We start from the raw sequence: 17,535 nt of genomic DNA on the forward strand, positions 1-17,535 counted from the left end.
CGGCCGGGCGCGGGAGCGCCCGGCCCGCGTGGCGCGGTCAGTAGCTGGACCCCAGGGTCCGGGTCGTGTAGGCGCATTCCGTGTAGATGTACCCGGGCCGCAGTCTGGCGGTGTCGGAGGCGGGCGTGGCGGTGCTGTCGCCGTGCGGCTTGTGCACGAAGTACGTGGTGCCGACCGGCAGGCTGAGCGTGCGCTGCGGGTAGTGCCGGCCGCTGTCGTCACACGGCTTGAAACCGGTCAGGAGGGTGTCGGTGAGCGAGTACGCCTTGCAGCCGCCGCAGCCCTTCAGGGTGAAGCTGCCGGTGACGGGTCCCGTGTACAGGACGGTGACGTCGTCGGGGCTGTCGTTCTTGACCGTGACGGAGATGCCGCCGCCGGAGGCGGTGGTGGGCAGCTTCTTCCCGGCGGCCGGGAGCGTTCGGGCCACCTCGGCGCCGATGGCTATCTTCTTGGCGCGCTCGCGGTTCCCGCCGTGCTCGTCCCCGGCGTAACCCTCCATGGTCTTCTGCGCCGCTTCGAAGTCGCCGTCCTCGAACTGGTCGACGCCGCAGGAGTACTGCCCCGCCTTCCCGCTGCGGCTCGCCCGGCCCGCGCTCCCGGTGAGGTCGTCCGCCGTTCCCGCGGCGCCGTCCGCGCTCCGTGCCAGGTCGGTGATCCGGCTGTGCAGGCTGTCCAACCGCTCGACGGCCGCGCAGGGTTCGTCACCGCGGACGTCCTTCTCGGCCTTCCGCACCGCCGCGTCGACCGCGGGCGCCACTCTGGCCGCCGGTGCGGACCGCGGGAAGGTGGTCAGCAGGTCGCCGAAGCGCGCGACCCAGTCCGCCGCATCGTCCGTCAGGCCTGCCGCGCCGCACTCGTACAGCGAGGTGGCGAGGCGCTCGTCAGGCCACCGGGCCAGTGAGCCGAGCTGCCGCTTCGGCATGGTGCCGGGCACCGTGCGCAGGTAGGTGAGCGGCTCCACGGCCGCGCAGTAGTCGTGGCGGCCGTAGGGCGCGCCGACCGTCGTGTAGTAGGTCCGCATGCGGTCGGGGACCTGGCCGGCCGCGCGGGAGCCGGGGTGGCCGACGGCGAGGTCGCGGTAGACGCCCAGGGCGGTGCGGTAGTCGGACCGTGCGGTGGCGAAGGGCTGCCGGCCGGCGGCCTCCACCAGGTGGTCGGCCCGTTCGAGACGGTCCAGGAGCGCCTGTTGCACGGCCTCGTCCCGCGCGTCCCGGTACCAGAGGGCGCCGCCGGCCGGGACGGCGAGCAGCAGCACGGCGAGCAGCAGGGCGAGGGGCGCGCCGGCCGGTCCGGTGAGCCGGGTGCGCAGTCCGACGACCGCACCGTGCGCGGCCGCGAGCACCAGCAGTACGCCGTAGAGGACGAGGGCGGTTCCCGGGACGCCGTCCGCGTCGGCGGGCAGGGCGACGAACAGCAGGACCGCGGTCGCCATCCAGCAGGCGGCCATCGGCAGCCATCTGCGGACCAGCGCGTATCCGAGGCCGAGACCGCTCAGGTTGAGCAGCGCGACGGCGGCCGCCCGCAGACCGTCCGGCGGTGCGGGCGGCGGCGCCTGGGGCATGGGCGGCACGGCGAATCCCGGTCCCGGGCCGTACGGATCTCCGGACATGGCGGCTCCCCCCGTCAACTGTCCCCGCATGTCTGCGGATGGGCAGTGTAGGGCCGCCGGCGCGGACCCGACAGAGGCCGTCCAAGGCGGTGGCCGCCGCGGGCGGGGAGGGGCCGTGCCGGGGTACGGCACGGCCCCTCCCCGCGGCCCGCCGCTAGCGGCGCAGGGCGGCCAGGTTGCGGTAGCCGATCGCGGCGTGCTGCAGGGACTGGCCCGGGTCGGTGCCGCTCGGGGCGTTGTCCTGCTCGACCATCGGGTTGTGGTAGTTGCGGTGGCCCACGCGGGAGAAGAACGTCGTGTAGTCGATGACGCCGGTGCCGAACGGGACCATGTCGTAGCCCATCCCGTTGGTGTTGTTGACGACGCCGTCCTTGGCGTGGAACAGGGGGTAGCGCTTGTCGTTGCGTTCGACCAGGCCGGCCGGGTCGAAGATGTCGGTCTGTGTCGAGCCGTCGTGGGCGGTGTAGGTACGGAACTTGTACTGGGCGACATGCGCCCAGAAGATGTCCATCTCCAGCCAGACCAGCTTGGGGTCGGTGATGGAAAGGAAGTACTCCAGCTTGCGGACGCCGGAGCTGCGGGTGGGGCGGCCCTGGGCGTCCAGCGGTCCGCCGTCGAGCAGGAAGCCGTACGCCGCGTCGTGGTTGTGGGTGTACAGCTTGAGTCCCTCCCGGCGGGCGAGGGCGCCGAGGGCGTGCCACTTGTCGGCGGCGGCGTCCCAGTCGGCCTTGTAGGCACTGCTGGTGGGGTCGCCGCCGGTGCCCACGTGGGCCATGCCGAGGATGTTGGCGATCTCCAGGTGCTTCTTGAAGGTGTCCAGGTCGGCGCTGCTCAGCGGCCAGGAGCCCGGGATGAAGCCGTGGTTGCCCTGGGCGCGCAGTCCGTTGTCGTCCAGCCAGCGGCGCAGCAGCCGGGCGCCCTCGACGGACTCCAGGTTCGCGCCGCCGGGTGCGTTCGCGTGCTGGCCGTAGCCGGCGAACTCGACCTGGCGGTAGCCGAACCGGGCCAGCTGCTCGAACACGGCGCGGAACCCGGACGGGAGGGTGGTGGTCAGCGGGTCGCGGCCGATCGCGTCGCGCACGGTGTAGAGGATGATGCCGCGCTTGTCCGCCGGCACCAGCGTGCGGCCCTCGCCGGTGGCGGCCGCCGCCTGGGGGGCGGCGTGCACCGGGGCCGCGCCGAGGACGGGCGCGGCGATCGCGCCCGCCGCGACGGCGCTGCAGGTGCTCAGGAAGCCGCGGCGGCCGATGCCGAGGCTGCGGCGCAACTGGTCGTCGGTGTCATGGGTGTTGTTCACGGGTGCCTTCCCTCAGGACGGGTCGCCGGTGCCGAGGCCGGCGAGTTCGAGCAGGAGTGACTTCACGTCGGTGGCCGCGATGCGGTCGCCGGCGGCGCGGGGGGTGGAGCACAGGAGGAGCGGACCGTCGTCGTCGCTCGTGGGCAGCCGGCCGTGGCTGCCGCGGATGGGTGAGGGGTCCAGGGGGACGACCGCCATGCGGTAGCGCAGCCCGAGTTTCTTGCGGGCGAGGGCGGATGCGGCCCTGAGCTTCACGTAGGGGTCGAGCGGGTCCATGAACAGCTCGACCGGGTCGTAGCCGGGCTTGCGGTGGATCTCGACCAGCCGCGCGAAGTCGGGCGCGCGGTCGTCGTCCAGCCAGTAGTAGTAGGTGAACCAGGAGTCCGGTTCGGCGACGGCGACGAGTTCGCCGGCGCGCGGATGGTCCAGGTGGTGGGCCTTCTTGCCCTCGTCGTCGAGGAGTTCGGCGATGCCGGGGAGTCCGTCGAGCGCGGCCCGGGCGGCGGCGAGGTCCTCGGGGCGGCGGACGTAGACGTGGGCGATCTGGTGGTCGGCGACGGCGAAGGCGCGGGACGCCATCGGGTCGAGGTACTCCATGCCGTCCTGGGTGTGCACCTCCAGCAGACCGGCGCGGCGCAGGGCCCGGTTGACGTCGACGGGCCGGCTGACCGGGGTGATGCCGTACTCGGACAGGGCGACGACCGTACGGCCCTCCGCCCGGGCGTCGTCCAGCAGCGGGGCCACGGCCGCGTCGAGGTCGGCGGCCGCCCGCAGGGCGCGGGGGTCGTCGGGGCCGTAGCGCTGCAGGTCGTAGTCCAGGTGCGGGAGGTAGCAGAGCGTCAGGTCTGGTCGCCGGGTGCGGATGACGTGCCGGGTGGCGTCGATGATCCACCGGCTGGACGCCAGGTCCGCGCCGGGTCCCCAGAACCGGAAGAGCGGGAACGTGCCGAACTTCCGGGTGAGTTCGGCGTGCAGGGCGGGCGGCCGGGTGTAGCAGTCGGGCTCCTTGCGGCCGTCGGCGTAGTAGACGGGGCGCGGGGTGACGGTGATGTCGGTGTCGGCGCCCATCGCGTACCACCAGCAGATGTTGGCGACGGTGTATCCGGGGTGGGCGCGGCGGGCGGCGTCCCACAGTTTGTCCCCGGCGACCAGGCCGTTGTGCTGGCGCCACAGCAGGACGTCGCCGAGTTCGCGGAAGTACCAGCCGTTGCCGACGATCCCGTGCTCGGCGGGCGTGGCCCCGGTGAGGAAGGTGGACTGCGCGGCACAGGTGACGGCGGGCAGGACGGTGCCCAGGTGGGACCGGGTGCCGGCCGTGGCGAGGGCCTCGAGGTGCGGCATGTGGCGGAGCAGTTTCGGGGTGAGGCCGACGACGTCGAGGACGAGCAGCGGGGTGGGCCGGCCGGTCGCGGTCATGGCAGCTCCTTCAGGCCGAGGCCGGTCAGCAGGTCGCGGGCGAGGGCGAGTTCGGCGGCGATGCCGTCGGTGAGCCGGTCGCGGGCGTGGGGCCGCAGCTCCGGCGGGAGCGCCTGCCAGGTGTAGGTCTCGACCTCCAGGTGCCGGGTGAGCGGGCGGGGGCCGCCCACCAGCCGGCCGAGGGCGGTCCTGAGCACGGGGAGGGTGGCGGTGAGGGGTGCCGCCGGGGCCGCGTGCAGGGGGACGTGGAAGTGGGCGCGCCAGGGGGCGCCGGAGGGCAGGGCGCCGCCGCCGAGGGCCTCGGGGAGGTCGTCGGTGCCGTGCGTCCCGGTCTCGGTGACGGTGCGGGTCTGGTGCAGGAAGCGGGGCTCGGCGAAGGCGGCGAGGGCGGTGCGGACCTCCGGCCGGCCGGGGTGTTCGGCGTGCAGGGCGGCGGAGAGCTGGGACTTGACGACGGGTACGCCGGCGGCGGCGAGGGCGTCCAGCGCGGTCCGCGGCTCCTCGAAGGAGGTCGCGAGGTGGCAGGTGTCCACGCAGACGCCGATGCGCTGGTGGCCCACGGCGGTGAGCGGGGCGAGGGCGTCCCCGGTGGTCTCGACGGTGCAGCCGGGCTCGGGTTCCAGGCCGACCCGGATGGACCGGCCGGTCAGCTCGGCCAGGGCGTCCAGCCGCTCGGCGAGGGCCAGCAGGGCCTGGTGGCCGGCGCGGGCCCGGTCGGCGGTCCAGGCGGTGCGCCAGCCGAGCGGCAGGGTGGAGATGCTGCCCTCGGTCACGTCGTCGGGCAGCAGCGCGGCGAGGATCCGGGCCAGGGCGGTGGTGTACGCCAGGCGCTCCGGGTCGGCCCAGTCGGGCCGGTACACCCGGTACTTGACCTCGGCGGCGCCGAACCCCTCGTACGGGAAGCCGTTGAGGGTGACGACCTCCAGGCCGCGCCGCCGAAGTTCGCGGCGCAGGGTGCGCAGGGCGGAGGGGTCGCCGTCCAGGGTGCGGGCGGCGTCGCGGGCGAGCCAGAGGCCGATGCCGAGGCGGTCGCGGCCGAGGCTGCGGCGCACGGGCTCGCAGTGGTCGCGGAGCTGGGCGAGGACGCCGTCGAGGGTCTCGGCGGGGTGGACGTTGGTGCAGTAGGCGAGGTGGACGGTGGAGCCGTCGGGGTGGCGCAGCCGCATCGCGTCACTCCCCGCCGCGCAGCAGGGAGTTGCCCTCGTGGGTCGCCTCGGGCGGACCGGTCTCCAGGTCGAGGCGGCCGCTGAGGCCGTAGAAGGCGACGGGGTTGCGCCACAGCACCAGGTCGACGTCGTCCTCGGTGAAGCCCTCGGCGAGCATCACGTCGGCGACCCGGCGGGTCTTCAGCGGGTCGCTCCTGCCCCAGTCTGCGGCGGAGTTCACCAGGACCCGCTCAGGGCCGTACGCCCGCAGGACGGCCACCATCCGGTGCTCGTCCATCTTGGTGTCGGGGTAGACCGAGAAGCCGAGCCAGCAGCCGCTGTCCTTGGCCTCCTCCACGGTCGTCTCGTTGAGGTGGTCGACCAGGACCCGGTCCATGGGGAGGGCGGACTCGCGGACGGCGTCGAGGGTGCGGCGCAGCCCGGCGAGCTTGTCGCGGTGCGGGGTGTGCACCAGGGCGGGCAGGCCGTGCTCGGCGGCCAGTTGGAGCTGCGCGGCCAGGGCCTTGTCCTCGGCCGGGGTCATGGAGTCGTAGCCGATCTCGCCGACGGCGACCACATGGTCCTTGACGAGGTAGCGGGGCAGTTCGTCCAGGACGGGCAGGCAGCGGGGGTCGTTCGCCTCCTTGGGGTTGAGGGCGAGCGTGCAGTGGTGGGCGATGCCGTACTGGGCGGCGCGGAACGGCTCCCAGCCGAGCAGCGAGTCGAAGTAGTCGAGGAAGGAGGCGGGCGAGGTGCGGGGCTGGCCGAGCCAGAACGCGGGCTCGACGACGGCGCGGACGCCCGCGGCGCGCATGGCCTCGTAGTCGTCGGTGGTGCGGGAGGTCATGTGGATGTGGGGGTCGAACAGGCGCATCAGGACTCCTCGCGGGGCTGCGCGGCCAGGGTCAGGACGTGGTGGAGGCCGTGGGGGACGGGCCGGCCGGCGGCGGTGCGCTCGGCCGCGAAGTCGGCCAGCATGCGGGCGAGTTCGGCGTCGCCGCGGGCCCGTTCGGCGAGGCCGGCGATCAGGTCGACGGGGACGCCGGTGAACAGGCACTTGAGGACTGCGTGCCGCCAGGCGTGGGGTTCGAGGTGGCGGGCCCCGTAGGGGCCGAGGGCGGCGGCCACCAGGCGGGTGTCGTTGGTGCGCAGGGCGTCCTCGACCAGCGGCAGGGCGTCGGGGCCGGGGACGAGATGGGGCAGGGCGTGCAGCACGGCCCGTCGCTCGGCGGCGGTGCCCTGGTGGTAGACGCGGCTGAGGACGGCCGCGTCGGCGCGCGCGGCGTGCAGGATGAGGACGCGGACGGCGTCGGCGTGCCGCGCGCCGCAGCGGCGGCCGGCTTCCGCGAGGCGCAGCTCCCACACGGAGATCGGCCCCCGCCCGCCCGGATGGGCGGCGGCCTCCTCCACGGCCCGGTGGAACCAGGCGCGGGCGTCCGGATCGAGCTGCGTCTCGAGGTGGTCGCGCAGAGCCTCGGGGCCGGTGTCCGCGACGGGTGAGGTGTTCATGCGGTGCTCCCTTCCGGCACGGCCGCGGCGCCCGGGCCCCCGGTGGCCGCGGCGCGCAGGAACCGGAGGGACTCCTCCGCGTACCGGGGCCCGGCGTGGGAGTGGCGGGGCAGTTCCACGACCGTCAGTCCGCGGTATCCGGTCGATTCGAGGGCGGCGAGGACGGGCGGGAAGTCGATCTCTCCCTCGCCGAACGGCAGGTGCTCGTGGACCCGGCGCCGCATGTCCTCGATCTGGACGTGCCGCAGCCAGGGCGCGGCGGCGCGCACGCAGTCCTCGGGCGGCAGGGGCTCCAGGCACTGGCAGTGGCCGATGTCCAGGGTGAGGCCGAGGGCGGGCGGGTCGCCGAGCAGACCGCGCAGCCGATGGAAGTCGGCGAGGGTGGCCAGCAGGTGGCCGGGCTCGGGCTCGACGGCCAGCGGCACGCCGGCGGCGGTGGCCGCGTCCACGACGGGTGCGAGGGCGGCTGCGAGCCGGGGCCAGGCCGTGGCGCGGTCACTGCCTGGCGGAACGATTCCGCTGAAGCAGTGCACCGCGTGCGCGCCGAGGTCGGCCGCCACCCGCACCGCGCGCAGCAGCAGGTCCACGCGCCGCTCACGGGCCCGCGGGTCCGGGTCGAGGAGCGAGGGGCCGTGCTTGCGGCGCGGGTCGAGGACGTAGCGCGCGCCGGTCTCCACGGTGACCGTGAGCCCCAGTGCGGCGAGGCGGCGGGCGACCCGCCGGGTGCGGTCGGCGAGGCCGGGGGCGATCGGGTCGAGGTGCATGTGGTCGAGGGTCAGCCCGACGCCGTCGTAGCCGAGGTCGGCCAGGAGGACGAGGGCGTCGTCGAGCCGCAGGTCGGTGAGGCCGTTGGTGCCGTAGCCGAAGCGGAGGGCCGAGGACCGCGGGGTCGCGCGGGACGTGCCCTCCGGTCGGCCGGGCGGCTGGGATGCGCGCCGGCGGTTCGGTCGCCCGGGCGTCATGTGACGCTCACCCGCCTCGCGAACCGGCGGGCCAGCGGGCCGAGGGCCGCCGTGGCGAGGGCGGTAGCGGTGGCTCCGGCGCGGGCGGCGAGGGCGGCCTGCAGCGGGATGGTGGCGCGGATGCCGGCGCCCACGGCCCGCTGGGTGAGCTGCGGCGAGGGGTTGAGCGCGGCGTGCAGGTAGGGGCGGGCGGCGGTCGCGGCGTAACCGGCGGCGAGGGCGGCGCCGAGGAGGCTGGGCGGGCGCGGTGGCAGTGCCCGGGCCAGCAGTGCCGTGGTGGTCAGGGCGGCGAGCGGGGTGAGCGGGGAGCCGGTGCGGGTCTCCTGGCGGGAGACGGCGGTGACGGCGAGGGTGTGGGTGCCGAGCAGTGCGGCCGGGACCAGTGCGGGGCGGACGCGTCCGCGGGCGGCCGCGGCCCCGAGCAGCAGGTCGAGGCCGCGGGCGGCGCCCATCGCGGCCGGGCCGGCGGGCGTGCGCTTCAGGCCGAGGTCGTACGACCAGACGGCGGCCGCGAGCGGTACGGCGACCGTCAGCGCGGGGCGGCCGGCGCGGGCGGCCAGCGCGAGGCCGGCGGCCGTGAGCGCGCAGGCGGCGGTGAGGGCGGCGGCGGGACGGATCCGGCCCGACGGGAGGGGCCGGTGCGGGCGCTCGGCGGCGTCCTCGGCTCGGTCCGCCCAGTCGTTGAGCGCCATCCCGGCCTCGTACAGGCACAGCGAGCAGCCGACGGCGAGCAGCGCGCGCCGACCGGGCCGCCCGGCGCCGGCGGCGGCCACTCCGGCGAGCGCGTCCCCCGGGACGGTGAACAGCGCGGGCAGCCGCAGCAGTTCGGCCCAGGCCCGCAGCCGGGCGGAGGGTGGTGTGGTGCGGGCGCGCTCCCCCGGCGCCGCGACCGGGCCGGCCGCGCCGGCTCCGCCGGACGCGACCGCTCGGGTGCGTCCGACCCCCGATCCGTCCCCGGCCCGCAGACCCGCGGCGGCGGTGAGAAGGTCCGGTCCCGCGGCCGAGCGGGCCCACGTGGCGGACGGCGTCCGCGGTCCCGGTGCCGCGGCCGATCCAGCCGACCGGATCACTCCCCCTCCCCCAGCCGCGCGGCGAACCGCACCAGTTCCGCGTACTGCTCCGCCAGGGCCGCCGGGGCGTCGCCGACCGGATCCTTGAAGAAGAAGGCCAGTTCGGCGAGCGGGCCGGTCAGGCCGCGTTCGTGGGCGCGGGCCGTGAGGCGGGCCAGGTCCAGGACGAGGGGGGCGGCGAGGGCCGAGTCGCAGCCCTGCCAGATCGTCTGCAGGACCATGCGGGTGCCGAGGAAGCCGTCGAAGGCGATGTGGTCCCAGGCGGTCTTCCAGTCGCCGAGCGCCGGCACGTCGTCGATGTGGACCTCGCCCTCGGGCGCGCCGCCCAGGGTGTCGGTGAGGACGCGTTCCTTGCCCGCGTTCTTGGCCGCGGCGGCGGCCGGGTCGGCCAGCGAGGCGCCGTCGCCGCCGCCGAGCAGGTTGGTGCCGGACCAGGCCCGGACGTGCAGCGCCCGCTGGGCGAACATGGGGCCGAGGACCGACCGCAGCAGGGTCTGGCCGGTCTTGCCGTCCCGGCCCGCGTACGGCACCGTGTCCGACGCGGCGAGCGCCGCGAGGGACGGGTGGTGCAGGCCCGCCGACGGCGTGAAGTTGACGTAGGGACAGCCGGCGCGCAGGGCGGCCGCCGCGTACAGGGAGCTGGGCGGCAGGTGCGGACCGGCGGGGACCGGTTCCGTGGAGGCGACGTTCACGACGACCGCGCGGGCCAGCCCGTGGCGTCGTACGAAGTCCTGGATGTCGGCGGCGAACGCGGCGATCAGCCCGTCCTGGTCCCGGGTGTCGCCGGGCAGCGGGCCGCCGGGCCTGATCTCCCGTTCGGTCGCGTCGAGTTCGGCCTCGACGGCGGGGGGCAGTCCAGGCGGCAGGACGCCGCCGGCGGCCAGTTCCTCGGCACGCTTGGGCAGCGGGCAGTCCGTGGTGTCGTGGCCGCCGAAGACGAGGGACGACAGCGCGGGCAGGCCGCTGCCGGCGAAGGCGGGCGTCTCGGTTACCAGGCCGGTGGACGGGCGCAGCCCGGCCGTCACGGCGGCGCATCCGGCGACGACGGTGGTGGCGACCGAGCCACGGGCCCCGACGAGCCAGACGCCGGTGCGAGGGGGACGGGAGAGGGACGCGGACATGAGCAGCCTCCTTGTCCAGGGCGTGAACTCCCCGAGGGGGGAGGGAAGGTGACGGCGGGCGGGAGTCCGGCGTCTCCCGCCCGCCGCCGTTCAGTGGCCCTTGCCGGGCATTTCCTTGATCCGGACGTCACGGAAGGACACCTGGTCGCCCGCCCCGTGGTTCTGCAGGCCGATGTGTCCGTCGGTGAGGCTCCGGGCCGGGTCGGTGTTGGTGAAATCGTTGATCTTCACGCCGTTGAGCCAGATCCGCAGGCGTTCGCCCTGGACCCGGATCTCGTACGTGTTCCACTCCCCCGGCGGGTTCAGCGCGCGGTCGCGCTTCTTCAGGTCGGCGGACTTGAAGCCGTAGACGGACCCCGTGGTCTTCTCGGGCACGTCGGTGGCGTCGATCTGGATCTCGTAGCCGTTGTCCACGGCGGACCACGGGTCGTCCGAGGGCGGGAAGCCCACGAAGACGCCGGAGTTGTCGTCGCCGGCCACCTTCCAGTCGAGCTTCAGCGAGTAGGAACCGAAGCTCCTGCCGGCGTACCAGAGCAGGCCCATCCCGCCGGTCGAGGTGAGCGTGCCGTCGGCGGAGAGGGTGAAGGAGCCGGGGCCGGCCTGCTTCCATCCGGCCAGGGAGGCGGAGGTGCCGTCGAAGAGCCGGCTGTATCCGTTCTCCGGGCGGCAGTCCGCCCGCACGTCGCCGATGGCGTACCGCAGACCGCCCAGCAGGTGGGCGCGGAACGCCGGGTCGGCGTACGACTCCTTCGTGTGGCCGCCCCCGGTGTAGAAGGCGCGGCCGCCCTGGTACTCCTGGCACCAGGCGATGGGGTGGTCCCCCGCCATGGTCCCGCCGGAGTACGAGGCCTCGTCGAGCGAGGCGAGGACATGCGCCCGCTCGCGGGGATTGGAGCGGTAGTTGTACCACTCGTCGGTGCGCTCCCAGGTCCGCCCGAGGTGCGCCGTGGCCGGGTGGGCACGGTCCTCGACGTTCACGGTGGCGGGCTGGATCGCCGGGTGGTTCTGGAACCAGGCGCCGGCGAGGCCGCCGTAGAAGGCCCAGTCGTACTCGGTGTCGGCGGCGGCGTGTACGCCGACATAGCCTCCGCCGTGCCGGATGTACCCCTCGAACGCCTCCTGCTGGGCGGCGTCGAGGACGTCGCCGGTGGTCGACATGAAGACCACGGCGTCGTAGCGGCTCAGGTTCTTGCCGGTGAAGGCGCCGGCGTCCTCGGTGGCGTCGACGGTGAAGCCGTTCGCCTCGCCGAGCTGCTGGACGGCCGTGACGCCCGCGGGGATCGAGTCGTGCCGGAAGCCTGCCGTCTTGGAGAAGACCAGGACGCGCTTGGGGTGCGCCGGGTCCGACACGGCGGGTGCGGTCACGCAGCCGAGGAGCAGGGCGGCGCCGAGCGCCGCGGTGGTGATCCTGCCTGCTGGTCGCATGGTTCGTGTCCTCCTCTCAGCCGGTGGTGAAGGTGAAGTCGTCGACGTCGAACAGGGCGCCGCTGCCGCCCTTGAAGACCAGGTAGAGCGTGGTGCTGCCGCGGGGTGCGCGGGACAGCGCGGCGCTGACGTCCTGGTAGGCGTCCCAGCCGCCGGTGACGGGGACGGTGGCCTTGCCGAGCAGGGTGCCGGTGGCCGATCCGGCGCGGACCTCGAGGGTGCCGCCGGCGCCGGCGGAGGCGACCCGCGCGGTGATCTTGGTGGCGTCGCTCAGGACGTACGGGGTGAAGGCGATCCAGTCGCCGTTGCCGATGTCGCCGACGGCCTTGCCGCCGTGCGCGGTGTCGTGGGCCACGACCGACACGCCGGAGCTGTCGCCGAAGTGCTCGGCCTGGCGGTGGCGGGGCTGCAGGACGCTGCGGGCGTGGGTGGTGAGGGCTTCCTGGCCGCCGCCTCCGCCGTCGGTGTACTGGGCGTCGAGGACACCGAAGATGTTGGCGTCCTCGTCGTGTCCGCCGTCGGCGCTGGTCTGGATGGTGCCGGAGCAGCCCTGGACGGAGGTCAGCGGGTGGCCATGGGTGTCGTGGCCGAGGATGAAGTTGACGGTGACCTTGGAGCAGTCGACCGCCTTGCCGTCCTCGGGGTCGGTGACCTTCACCTTGAACGGCACCGCGTCACCGAAGCCGAACAGCTGCCCGTCCTTGGGGAGTTCCAGGGTGACCGTGGGCGCGGTGTTGCCGACGACGACCCGGACGCTCGCGCTGCCGGTGCGGCCGGTGGTGTCCTCGGCGGTCACCGTGGCCGTGTAGGTGCCGTTCTTCTTGTACTTGTGGGTCGGGTCGGCCGCGGTCGAGGTCGACCCGTCGCCGAAGTCCCAGCTGTAGGTGAGCGCGTCGCCGTCCTGGTCGCTGGAGCCGGCCGAGGTGAAGGCCACCTTCAGCGGCGCCTGCCCCGAGGTGCGGTCGGCCGCGGCCTGGGCCACCGGGGAGTGCCCGTCGGTGGCGTTCTCGATGCGGAACAGGCCGGAGTTGTCGTCGCCGCCGAACCAGGAGGTGCCGTAGTCGAGCACGTAGAGGGCGCCGTCGGGGCCGAAGGCCATGTCCATCACCTGGGTGCCGCTCCAGGGGACGTCGTTGATCGACTGGACCTTGCCGTCGGCGTCGCTGGTGATGCGCTTGATCCAGCGGCGGCCGAACTCACCGGCGAAGAAGTCGCCGTCGTAGGCCTCGGGGAACTTCACGGGCGAGTCGAGCGCGGGGTCGTAGTGGTAGACCGGTCCGCCCATCGGGGACTCGGAGCCGGTGCCGAACTCCGGGACGGACGGGCCGTCGTACGGGATCCAGGCCGGCTGGGCCGGGGGCAGGTCGGTCAGACCGGTGTTGTGCGGCGAGTCGTTCCTCGGCGCCGAGCAGTCGAACGTGGCGCCGGAGGTCTTCGTCCCGAAGTCGTAGTCGACGTACGGGTCGTTGGCGCCGGTGCAGTACGGCCAGCCGAAGTTGCCGGGCTTGGTGACGCGGGCGAACTCGACCTGGCCGGCGGGGCCGCGGCCCGGGTCGGCGGCGCCCGCGTCCGGGCCGTAGTCGCCGACGTAGAGGATGCCGGTCTTCTTGTCGACGCTGAACCGGAACGGGTTGCGGAAGCCCATCGCGTAGATCTCGGGCCGCGTCCTGTCCGTGCCGGGCGCGAAGAGGTTGCCCTCGGGGATGGAGTAGGAGCCGTCGGCGTTGACCTTGATGCGCAGGATCTTGCCGCGCAGGTCGTTGGTGTTGCCGGCGGTGCGCTGGGCGTCGAAGCCGGGGTTGCGGTCGGCGCGCTCGTCCAGGGGGCTGTAGCCGTCGGACTGGAAGGGGTTGGAGTCGTCGCCGGTCGACAGGTAGAGGTTGCCGGCCGCGTCGAAGTCGATGTCACCGCCGACGTGGCAGCACAGGCCGCGGGTGGTCTTGACGTCGAGGATCTGCTTCTCGCTGGTCTTGTCGAGGGTGCCGTCGCTCTTCAGCACGAAGCGGGAGAGGCGGTTGACGCCGTCGAAGGGCGCGAAGTCGGCCGCGGTCCCGGTCTCGGGAGCGTCGCCCGCCGGGGTGTTCAACGGGGGTGCGTAGTAGAGGTAGATGAAGCGGTTGTCCGCGAAGTCGGGGTCCACGCCGACGCCTTGCAGGCCCTCCTCGTCGTGGGAGTACACGTCGAGCTTGCCGGCGACGCTGGTGTTGCCGGCCGCGTCGGTGAGGCGGAGCTCGCCGTCGCGGGAGGTGTGCAGGACCGAGCGGTCGGGGAGGACGGCGAGCGACATCGGCTCGCCGACCTCGGCCTCGCCCTTGGCGAGGGTGACCTGCTGGAAGTCCTCGGCCGCCGCGGTGGTGTCCTGGCCGGTGACGGCTGCGCCGGCCTGGGGGGCGGTCAGGGTCAGGGTGGCGCCGGCGAGCAGGGCGCCGCTCAGCAGCGCGACCGCCTTGCGCAGACGTGTTCTGTGGGTTCCGGTGCGGTTGGTGCGATCGTTCCCGTGCACGAAATGCCTCCAGAAGGGGCTGGTTGTACGGGCGGGTGCGAGCGCCGGGATGCGCCGTCATCCCGGAGTTGCGGACTGACCACTACATGCCGGTCAGTTGGAGAAGGCCGCGTCGAAGGAGGCCGACGGCGGCTCGAAGTCGTGGGCCCTGAGGCGGGCCAGGGCCTCGGGGGCGCCCTGCAGCCGGTCCATGCCGGCGTCCTCCCATTCGACGGAGACGGGGCCCCGGTAGTCGATGGAGCGCAGCATGCGGAAGACGTCCTCCCAGGGCACGTCGCCGTGCCCGGCGGACACGAAGTCCCAGCCGCGGCGCGGGTCGCCCCAGGGCAGGTGGGAGCCGAGCCGGCCGTTGCGGCCGTCGAGCCGCTTGCGGGCCTCCTTGCAGTCCACGTGGTAGATGCGGTCGCGGAAGTCCCACAGGAAGCCGACCGGGTCGAGGTCCTGCCAGACGAAGTGGGAGGGGTCGAAGTTCAGTCCGAAGGCGGGGCGGTGGCCGATCGCCTCCAGTGCGCGCTGGGTGGTCCAGTAGTCGTAGGCGATCTCGCTCGGGTGGACCTCGTGGGCGAACCGCACGCCCTCGGCGTCGAAGACGTCGAGGATCGGGTTCCAGCGGTCCGCGAAGTCCTCGTAGCCCCGTTCGATCATCGACTCGGGGGCGGGCGGGAACATCGCGACGAGGTGCCAGATGGCGGAGCCCGTGAAGCCGATGACGGTGTCGACCCCGAAGGCGGCCGCGGCGCGGGCGGTGTCGCGCATCCGGTCGGCCGCCCGCCGCCGCACCCCCTCGGGGTCCCCGTCGCCCCACACCCCGGCGGGCAGGATGGCCCGGTGGCGCTCGTCGATGATGGCGTCGCAGACGGCCTGGCCGACGAGGTGGTTGGAGACGGCCCAGCACTTCAGGCCGTACTTGTCGAGGAGCTGGTGGCGGGAGGCGAGGTAGGCGGGGTCGGACAGGGCCTTGTCCACCTCGAAGTGATCGCCCCAGCATGCGAGTTCGAGGCCGTCGTAGCCGAAGTCGCGGGCGAGCCGGCAGACCTCCTCCAGGGGCAGGTCGGCCCACTGGCCGGTGAACAGGGTGAACGGGCGCGGCATGGGCGGGCCTCCTCAGTCCGCGACGGACGTGTAGACGGAGTTCTTCTCGGCGCTCTCCTCGACCGCGGCCAGCACGCGCTGCACCTGCAGTCCGTCGGCGAAGGAGGGCTCGGGGCGGCGACCTTCGGCGATGGCGTGGACGAGGTCGCGGACCTGGTGGACGAAGGTGTGCTCGTAGCCGAGGCCGTGGCCGGGCGGCCACCAGGCCTCCAGGTAGGGGTGTTCGGGTTCGGTGACGAGGATGCGGCGGAAGCCGGCCTCGGCGCCCGGTTCGGTGGCGTCGTGGAACCACAGCTCGTTGAGGCGTTCCAGGTCGAAGTACAACGAGCCCTTCTCGCCGTTGAGTTCGATGCGCAGGGCGTTCTTCCGGCCGGTGGCGTAGCGGGTGGCCTCGAAGGAGGCCAGCGCGCCGGAGGCGAACCGGCCGGTGAAGAGGGCGGCGTCGTCGACGGTGACCGTGCCGGTGCCGGCCGCCGGCATCGCCGTCAGGCCGCTGCCCGCGCCGCCGGGCAGCGGGCGCTCCCGTACGAAGGTCTCGGTCAGGGCGGACACCCCGGCGAGCCGCTCCCCCGCCAGGTACTGCGCGAGGTCCACGATGTGCGCGCCGAGGTCGCCCAGGGAGCCGGAACCGGCCTGTTCCCTGCGCAGCCGCCAGGTCAGCGGGAACTGCGGGTCCACCAGCCAGTCCTGGAGGTAGGTCACCCGCACATGGCGCAGGGTGCCGATCCTGCCGGCGGCGACCATGCGCCGGGCGAGCGCGGTGGCCGGCACCCGGCGGTAGTTGAAGCCGACCATCGCCACCCGGCCCCGGCCCTCGGCCTCCTCGGCCGCGGCCGTCATGGTCTCGGCCTCCGCCACGGTGTTCGCGAGCGGCTTCTCGCACAGCACGTGCTTGCCGGCGGCGAGCGCGGCCAGCGCGATCTCGGCGTGGCTGTCGCCGGGGGTGCAGATGTCGACGAGGTCGACGTCGTCCCGGGCGATCAGCGCACGCCAGTCGGTCTCCACGTCCGCCCAGCCGTGCCGGCCGGCCGCCGCGCGGGCCGCGGCCTCGTCACGGCCGCAGATCACGGCCTGGACGGGCCGCAGGGGCAGGTCGAAGACCCGGCCCGCGGTGCGCCAGCCCTGCGAGTGGGCGGCGCCCATGAAGGCATAGCCGACCATGCCGACGCGCAGCGGCGGCCTGTCCTCCGCCGGGTCCCCGGCAGGTGCCGCCGGCTTCGTCGACTGCTGCGGCTGTTCCATGCGCTCGTCCTCCTCTTCGTCGTGGCGCGGTGGGGGGTGCGGGCGGGGGCCCGGAGGGCCCGTCTACCGGAAGCCGGTGGGCATGTACTGGTCGACGTTGTCCTTGTCCACGACGGCCGAGTAGAGCGTGATCGACGCGGGGATCTCGTACTCGGCGAGGCCGCCGACGCCCTTGCCCTGGCCGAGGGCGCGGGCGAGGTCGATCGCGGAGGCGGCCATGGTCGGCGGGTAGAGGACGGTGGCCTTCAGCACGCCGTCGTCCTGCTTGATGGCCTGGAAGGCGGAGAGCGCGCCGGCCCCGCCGACCATCAGGAAGCCGTCGCGGCCCGCCTGCTCGATGGCGCGCAGGGCTCCCACACCCTGGTCGTCGTCGTGGTTCCACAGGGCGTCGAACTTCGGCTGGGCCTGCAGGAGCTGGGCCATCTTGGCCTGGCCGGACTCGACGGTGAAGTCGGCCGCCTGCCGGGCCACCTTCTTGATGTTGGGGTAGTTCTTGAGGGCGTCGTCGAAGCCCTGGGTGCGCTGCTTGGTCAGCTCCAGGTTGTCCAGGCCGGCCAGCTCGATCACCCGGGCGTTCGGCTTGTCCTTCAGCTTCTCGCCGATGTAGTTGCCGGCGCTCAGGCCCATGCCGTAGTTGTCGCCGCCGATCCAGCAGCGGTACGCCTGGGCGGAGTTGAAGATCCGGTCGAGGTTGACGACGGGGATGCCGGCCCGCATCGCCTTCAGGCCGACCTGGGTGAGGGCCTTGCCGTCGGCGGGCAGCACGACCAGGACGTCGACCTTCTTGTTGATCAGGGTCTCGATCTGGCCGATCTGCTGGGCGGTGTCGTTGGAGCCCTCGGTGATCTCCAGGGTGACGTCGGAGTACTTCTTCGCCCGGCTCTTGGCGTTGTCGTTGATGGCGTTGAGCCAGCCGTGGTCGGCCTGGGGGCCGGCGAAGCCGATGGTGACGTGCCTGCCGGGCTTGTCGTCGGCGGCCGCGCGGGTGTCGGCGGCGGCTCCCTCGGCCTTGGTGTCGTTGCTGGTGCAGGCCGTGAGGAAGGCGCCGGCGGAGACCGCCGCGGTTCCGAAGAGGAGTCCTCTGCGGCTGGTGACGCCGTTCGTGGTGGGGCTGGTGCGTTCTGGCATGGCGGTGGACCCTTCC

General features: G+C 73.8%; 14 protein-coding genes. All 14 read right to left on the minus strand.

Annotated elements, in window-relative coordinates:
* Window positions 1–37: 37 nt before the first annotated feature.
* The gene (locus tag ACZ7JA_RS13935; protein WP_470808185.1) at window positions 38–1,609 is read right to left on the minus strand and encodes a hypothetical protein; all 1,572 of its coding nucleotides are present in this window, start codon (window positions 1,607–1,609) and stop codon (window positions 38–40) included.
* A 154-nt stretch (window positions 1,610–1,763) separates the two neighbouring features.
* Window positions 1,764–2,906, minus strand: coding sequence for a sugar phosphate isomerase/epimerase family protein (locus tag ACZ7JA_RS13940; RefSeq protein WP_351669741.1), 1,143 nt, complete (start codon window positions 2,904–2,906; stop codon window positions 1,764–1,766).
* 12 nt (window positions 2,907–2,918) lie between these two features.
* A complete protein-coding gene (locus tag ACZ7JA_RS13945; RefSeq protein WP_389297554.1) occupies window positions 2,919–4,322 on the minus strand; it encodes an alkaline phosphatase family protein in 1,404 nt (467 codons plus the stop codon).
* Window positions 4,319–5,488 carry a metabolite traffic protein EboE gene (gene eboE, locus ACZ7JA_RS13950; protein WP_470808188.1) on the minus strand — a complete coding sequence of 390 codons (1,170 nt, stop codon included), beginning with the start codon at window positions 5,486–5,488 and terminating at the stop codon, window positions 4,319–4,321. The genes ACZ7JA_RS13945 and eboE overlap by 4 nt, the downstream gene beginning before the upstream one ends.
* Before the next feature lie 4 nt (window positions 5,489–5,492).
* Window positions 5,493–6,341 carry a TatD family hydrolase gene (locus ACZ7JA_RS13955; protein ID WP_351669750.1) on the minus strand — a complete coding sequence of 283 codons (849 nt, stop codon included), beginning with the start codon at window positions 6,339–6,341 and terminating at the stop codon, window positions 5,493–5,495.
* A complete protein-coding gene (locus tag ACZ7JA_RS13960) occupies window positions 6,341–6,976 on the minus strand; it encodes an EboA domain-containing protein (RefSeq protein WP_389447647.1) in 636 nt (211 codons plus the stop codon). The genes ACZ7JA_RS13955 and ACZ7JA_RS13960 overlap by 1 nt, the downstream gene beginning before the upstream one ends.
* Window positions 6,973–7,938, minus strand: a complete 966-nt coding sequence (locus ACZ7JA_RS13965) for a sugar phosphate isomerase/epimerase family protein (RefSeq protein WP_470808191.1) — start codon at window positions 7,936–7,938, stop codon at window positions 6,973–6,975. Before ACZ7JA_RS13965 ends, ACZ7JA_RS13960 begins: the two co-directional genes overlap by 4 nt.
* Complete coding sequence (locus ACZ7JA_RS13970) at window positions 7,935–8,903, minus strand: SCO3242 family prenyltransferase (protein WP_470808544.1); 969 nt, start codon at window positions 8,901–8,903, stop codon at window positions 7,935–7,937. The genes ACZ7JA_RS13965 and ACZ7JA_RS13970 overlap by 4 nt, the downstream gene beginning before the upstream one ends.
* Before the next feature lie 101 nt (window positions 8,904–9,004).
* Window positions 9,005–10,129, minus strand: coding sequence for an inositol-3-phosphate synthase (locus ACZ7JA_RS13975; RefSeq protein WP_470808193.1), 1,125 nt, complete (start codon window positions 10,127–10,129; stop codon window positions 9,005–9,007).
* A gap of 90 nt (window positions 10,130–10,219) precedes the next feature.
* The gene (locus ACZ7JA_RS13980; protein WP_351669762.1) at window positions 10,220–11,554 is read right to left on the minus strand and encodes a ThuA domain-containing protein; all 1,335 of its coding nucleotides are present in this window, start codon (window positions 11,552–11,554) and stop codon (window positions 10,220–10,222) included.
* 16 nt (window positions 11,555–11,570) lie between these two features.
* On the minus strand, window positions 11,571–14,057 hold the full coding sequence (locus ACZ7JA_RS13985) for a PQQ-dependent sugar dehydrogenase (RefSeq protein WP_470808196.1): 2,487 nt from the start codon (window positions 14,055–14,057) through the stop codon (window positions 11,571–11,573).
* A gap of 93 nt (window positions 14,058–14,150) precedes the next feature.
* On the minus strand, window positions 14,151–15,149 hold the full coding sequence (locus ACZ7JA_RS13990) for a sugar phosphate isomerase/epimerase family protein (RefSeq protein WP_389297539.1): 999 nt from the start codon (window positions 15,147–15,149) through the stop codon (window positions 14,151–14,153).
* Between the two features lie 12 nt (window positions 15,150–15,161).
* Window positions 15,162–16,391 (minus strand): Gfo/Idh/MocA family protein, encoded by a 1,230-nt coding sequence (locus tag ACZ7JA_RS13995; RefSeq protein ID WP_389447659.1) that lies wholly within the window; start codon window positions 16,389–16,391, stop codon window positions 15,162–15,164.
* 63 nt (window positions 16,392–16,454) lie between these two features.
* Window positions 16,455–17,519 (minus strand): substrate-binding domain-containing protein, encoded by a 1,065-nt coding sequence (locus ACZ7JA_RS14000; protein ID WP_351669774.1) that lies wholly within the window; start codon window positions 17,517–17,519, stop codon window positions 16,455–16,457.
* Window positions 17,520–17,535: the final 16 nt, after the last annotated feature.

Source organism: Streptomyces sp. NPDC038135, assembly GCF_055601245.1.